The sequence below is a fragment of the Nonomuraea lactucae genome, assembly GCF_003313395.1.
Taxonomy (GTDB): Bacteria; Actinomycetota; Actinomycetes; order Streptosporangiales; family Streptosporangiaceae; genus Nonomuraea; species Nonomuraea lactucae.
Genome location: NZ_QNFZ01000764.1, coordinates 1 through 4,470, shown reverse-complemented (window position 1 = coordinate 4,470; position 4,470 = coordinate 1). Strand labels below are relative to the sequence as shown.

Sequence of the window (4,470 nt, the reverse complement as noted above, 5' to 3'; positions counted from 1 at the left end):
GGGGTCGTCGGCGGTCTTGGGGCGGGAACGTTCCCTGCGGCTGCGGGTGGGGCGCTCGGCGACGGGCGCCGGGTCGGCCACGGCCGCGGCCTCGGCGACGGGAGCGGGCGCGCTGTCTCCGGCGCCGACTCCCTGCTTCTCCTGGATGGCCGCGATGAGCTGGCTCTTCCGCATGCGACCGGTCCCGCTGATGCCCAGCTCGGCGGCGATCTTCTGCAGCTCGGGCAGCACCTTGGCGGACAGGCCGGTGCCGGAGCGACGCGCGCGCGGCTTGGCCGCGGCACGGGTGGGGGTGTCGCCGGACGCCGGCTGCGCAGGTGAGCCTGATGCGTCGGAGAGGAGTTCGGTGGTGTCGCTCAACTAAAAGGTCCTTCCCAGGGGTCGGGCGCCGGTTTCGTTCTGCCGGGCGTCCCGGAGGTGCTTGCGATCCGGCGGGACAGACCGGGTCGGGGTGCACTTTGCGATCTTCGGCCGCCTCTGGGGACGGTCGCCACTCTTGGGGAGGGGCTCATCCAGGCCGCCACAGGACAGTGGCGCGTGGAAGACACCCCCCAGATTGCTGTCGCCAGCCAGATGTCGAGGTGATTCGAACGCGCAGATCCCCGTCGTCGCCGCCTCGCGTTGGGCCAACCGGGTGTGGGCCAACCGGAGGCAACGGATTCCGGGGAGACAGCCGCGCTGCCCACGCCTCGCGACGTGAAGCATGATGCAGCGATGTGTGGCTGACAAGCACGCACCCACCAAGGGGGCATCTGGTGCGGCTATCAGCCTAACATCACCAGCGCACACGGCTATTCCCTGAAGGTCTAAAGAGGCATCAGCGTGTCTCGGGAAACTGAACGCTCGCACCGACCTGGTCGACGTCCATTTGCTGGATGTGCCAGTCATTACCCACTTCTGGCGCGATCAAATCCTGCGAATCCGGTGTCGAAAACGCAAGGACCGTGGGACCCGCTCCAGAGACGACCGCGGGCACACCCACCGCACGCAGACGTTCTACCAGATCCGCACTCCGCGGCATCGCAGGCGCGCGGTAGCTCTGGTGGAGCCGGTCCTCCGTCGCGGCCAGCAACAACCCCCGATCCGGCCGCTGGGTCAGCGCGGCGATCAGCAGCGCGGCCCGGCCGGCGTTGAAGGAGGCGTCCTTGTGAGGCACTTCCTTCGGCAGCAGCCCTCGCGCGGTCTCCGTGGCCAGGCGCGTCGACGGGACGAACACGACGGGACGGATGCGCGCATCAGGCACCAACTTCAGCCTACGGGGTGCGCCGGAGTGGTCTGTCCATGCCACGGTCAGGCCGCCGGCCAGGCAGGGGGCCACGTTGTCGGGATGCCCCTCCATCTCGGTGGCCAGCTCGAACACCTCGTCATCGGTCAGCCCGGCCTCCGTGGCCGCGGGCCGGGCGTCCGCCGAGGGCGGAGCGGCGGCGGTGTACAGGGCGCGGGCGGCGAGGATGCCCGCGCAGATGGCCGCCGACGAGGAGCCGAGCCCCCGGGCGTGCGGGATCCGGTTGCGGCAGCGCACCTCGATCCCGGCGGGCTGGGGCACGCCCATGCGGTCGAACGCCCTGCGCATGGCCCGGACGATCAGGTGCCCTTCGCCGAGGTCCAGCTCGCCGGCCCCCTCGCCCTCGACGGTGACCCGGATGCCGGGCTCGGCTGCGAGGCCGGCCTCCACCTCGTCGTACAGGCCGAGCGCGATCCCCAGCGTGTCGAACCCCGGCCCCAGGTTGGCCGAGGTCGCGGGCACGCGGACCATCACGGTGCTCATTTGGTCAGACTTCCCTTTCGTGTCGTGCGCACCTGACCGTACGGGCGGCGCACGCGTGTCACCGGAGCGTGGGCGTGTCAGGCCAGGTTGAGCGCCGCGGCGGCGGCGTGCACGTCGATGGGCACCGTGACCGGGGCCGGGGCGCCGGAGATGGCCCAGTCGGGGTCCTTGAGGCCGTTGCCGGTGACCGTGCAGACGATGCGCCGCCCCGGCTCGACGAGGCCATGGGCGTGGGCCTGGAGCAGGCCGGCCACGCTCGCCGCCGAGGCCAGCTCGACGAAGACGCCCTCCTCCTGGGCCAGCAGCTTGTACGCCGCGGCGATCTGCCGGTCGGTGACCGACTGGATGTCGCCGCCCGACTCGTCGCGGGCCGCGATGGCGAGCTGCCAGGAGGCCGGGTTGCCGATGCGGATGGCGGTGGCGATGGTGTGCGGGTGGGCGACCGGGGAGCCGGTCACGATGGGCGCCGCGCCGCTGGCCTGGAAGCCGAACATGCGGGGAGCCCGGGACGACACGCCGTCGGCGCGGTATTCCTTGTAGCCCATCCAGTAGGCCGAGATGTTGCCCGCGTTGCCCACCGGGATGCAGTGGATGTCGGGCGCGTCGCCGAGCGCGTCGACGATCTCAAACGCGGCCGTCTTCTGGCCCTGCAGCCGGAACGGGTTGACCGAGTTGACCAGCGCGATGGGGTAGCTGGACGAGAGCTTGCGGGTCATCTCCAGGCAGTCGTCGAACGACCCCTCGACCTGCAGCAGCGTGGCGCCGTGGACGAGCGCCTGGGCGAGCTTGCCCATCGCGATCTTGCCCCGGGGCACCAGGACGGCGCAGGTGAGGCCGGCGCGCACGGCGTAGGCGGCGGCCGAGGCCGAGGTGTTGCCGGTGGAGGCGCAGATGACCGCCTTGGCCCCCTCTTCGAGGGCCTTGCTGATGGCCATGGTCATGCCGCGGTCCTTGAAGCTGCCCGTCGGATTGGCGCCCTCGACCTTCAGGTAGACGTCACACCCGGTGAGCGCGGAGACGCGCTGCGCGGGCACCAGCGGCGTGCCTCCCTCCAGCAGCGTGACGACGGGCGTCTTCGGGGTGACCGGAAGCCGCTCTCGGTACTCCTCGATGAGGCCACGCCACGCCCTGCTCATGATGACTCCCTACCTGCGGTGTTGGGCCCGAGTGTACGGGGTCCGCGTGCCCCCCGCTTGCCGGAGTCCAGCGGGCGGGCACCCACGGGTCAAGAGATACCGCAATACAGGAAATTCTCAGAATCTCCCGATAAAGTGCCGGCCAGGGGGTCACCACATGAACGCGCGTCCTGCCATGTCGCAGAACGACTTCTCACCACTGCAACCGCCGCCGCTCGGCACCTGGTCGCCCACCCTGTCCGTGAGCGTGGTGATACCCGCGCACGGAGGGCCGCACCTGGACCTGACGCTGGCCGCGCTCGCCGCGCAGACGTACCCGGACCACCTCATGGAGGTCCTGGTCGTGGACGACGGGAGCGAGCCGCCGATCCGGCTCCCGGAGATCAGGCCGGTCAACACCCGCCTGGTCAGGGTCGAGACCGGCTGGGGCATCTCGAACGCCGTCAACACGGGCGCCAAGGCCGCCGACGGCGAGATCATCCAGCGGCTCGACGCCGACATGGTCGCCTGCAGGGAGCACATCGAGGCGCTCGCCCGCTGGCACCACCTCACCGACTACGCGGTCACGATCGGCATGAAGCGGTTCGTCGAGGCGCCGCCGCTCACCGCGAGCGAGGTCTTCCGGGCCGAGCGGCTGGGAGAGCTGTTCGACCTGGACAAGGCGGTGGCCAGCTCCACCGAGGCGACGATCGCCAAGACCGACGGGCTGCGCAAGAGCCGCAACCCCTATCACGTGTGCACGGGGCCCACCTCAGCCCTGCCGAGGGACGTCTTCCACGCGGTCGGCGGGCTCGACCCGACCGTGGCGCGGGGCGAGGACACCGAGTTCGCCTACCGGCTGGCCATGCACGGGGTCGTGTTCATCCCGGACATGGAAGCACAGGCCGTCCATCTCGGGCTGCCCGCGCAGCACCGGGACCGGGAGCGCGCCGTACGGGCCGTCGAGCCGTACCTCGCGCACCGCATCCCCCTCCGACGTGACCTGCGCAAGGACCCGGGTCGGCGGTGGCTGGTGCCGTACGTCGAGATCGTGCTGGACGTGACGGACACCTCCGAGGCCGTCGTACGGCGGGCGGTGGCGGCCGCGCTCGACGGCACGCTGCAGGACGTGGTGGTGACGCTCGTGGGGCCGTGGTCGCGCCTGCACGACGAGCGGCGCTCGGTCCTCGCGGACCCCAGCTTCGAGCTGCGGCTGATGCGTGACCTGTTCGCGCACGACGAACGGATCAGGCTGATCGACGAGGCGGCGCCCACGCCCGCGCCCACACCGTTCCGCTACCGGGGGCCGGTGGATGTGGCGCTGCACCGTTCGACGCTCGAACGCATGGTGGAGACGGTCCAGAAGGACCTGACAGGCGTGCTCGTCGTGGACCTGCCCGACGGGCGCACGGCCCGGCTGGAGCGCACGTCCGCCCTCGGGCGCGCCGTGCTGCTCGCCGCACCGGACGGCGACCTGGACGAGGTCATCGCGGTCACCCACGGCGTACGCCACACGCCCCCGGACCGCTACTGGCCCCCGACGGCCGCCAAGCCCGGTGCGGCGCCGGTGCCCGGGGGCGCCGCCGG

General features: G+C 71.4%; 4 protein-coding genes. 1 reads left to right on the top strand and 3 read right to left on the bottom strand.

Annotated features, from left to right (window positions below):
• The 3 genes from DQW85_RS26995 to thrC form a co-directional block, all read right to left on the bottom strand.
• A partial coding sequence (locus DQW85_RS26995) for a Rho termination factor N-terminal domain-containing protein (protein WP_205315439.1) occupies nucleotides 1-360 on the bottom strand: 360 nt, incomplete at its 3' end.
• Between the two features lie 457 nt (nucleotides 361-817).
• Entirely contained in the window at nucleotides 818-1,768 is a 951-nt protein-coding gene (gene thrB, locus DQW85_RS26990) for a homoserine kinase (protein ID WP_113702727.1), read from the bottom strand.
• A 77-nt stretch (nucleotides 1,769-1,845) separates the two neighbouring features.
• Entirely contained in the window at nucleotides 1,846-2,904 is a 1,059-nt protein-coding gene (thrC, locus tag DQW85_RS26985; RefSeq protein WP_113702726.1) for a threonine synthase, read from the bottom strand.
• Nucleotides 2,905-3,061: 157 nt separating this feature from the next.
• Here thrC and DQW85_RS26980 point away from each other — a divergent pair.
• Nucleotides 3,062-4,470: glycosyltransferase family 2 protein (locus DQW85_RS26980; RefSeq protein WP_113702728.1), on the top strand; the 1,409-nt coding region annotated here is incomplete at its 3' end.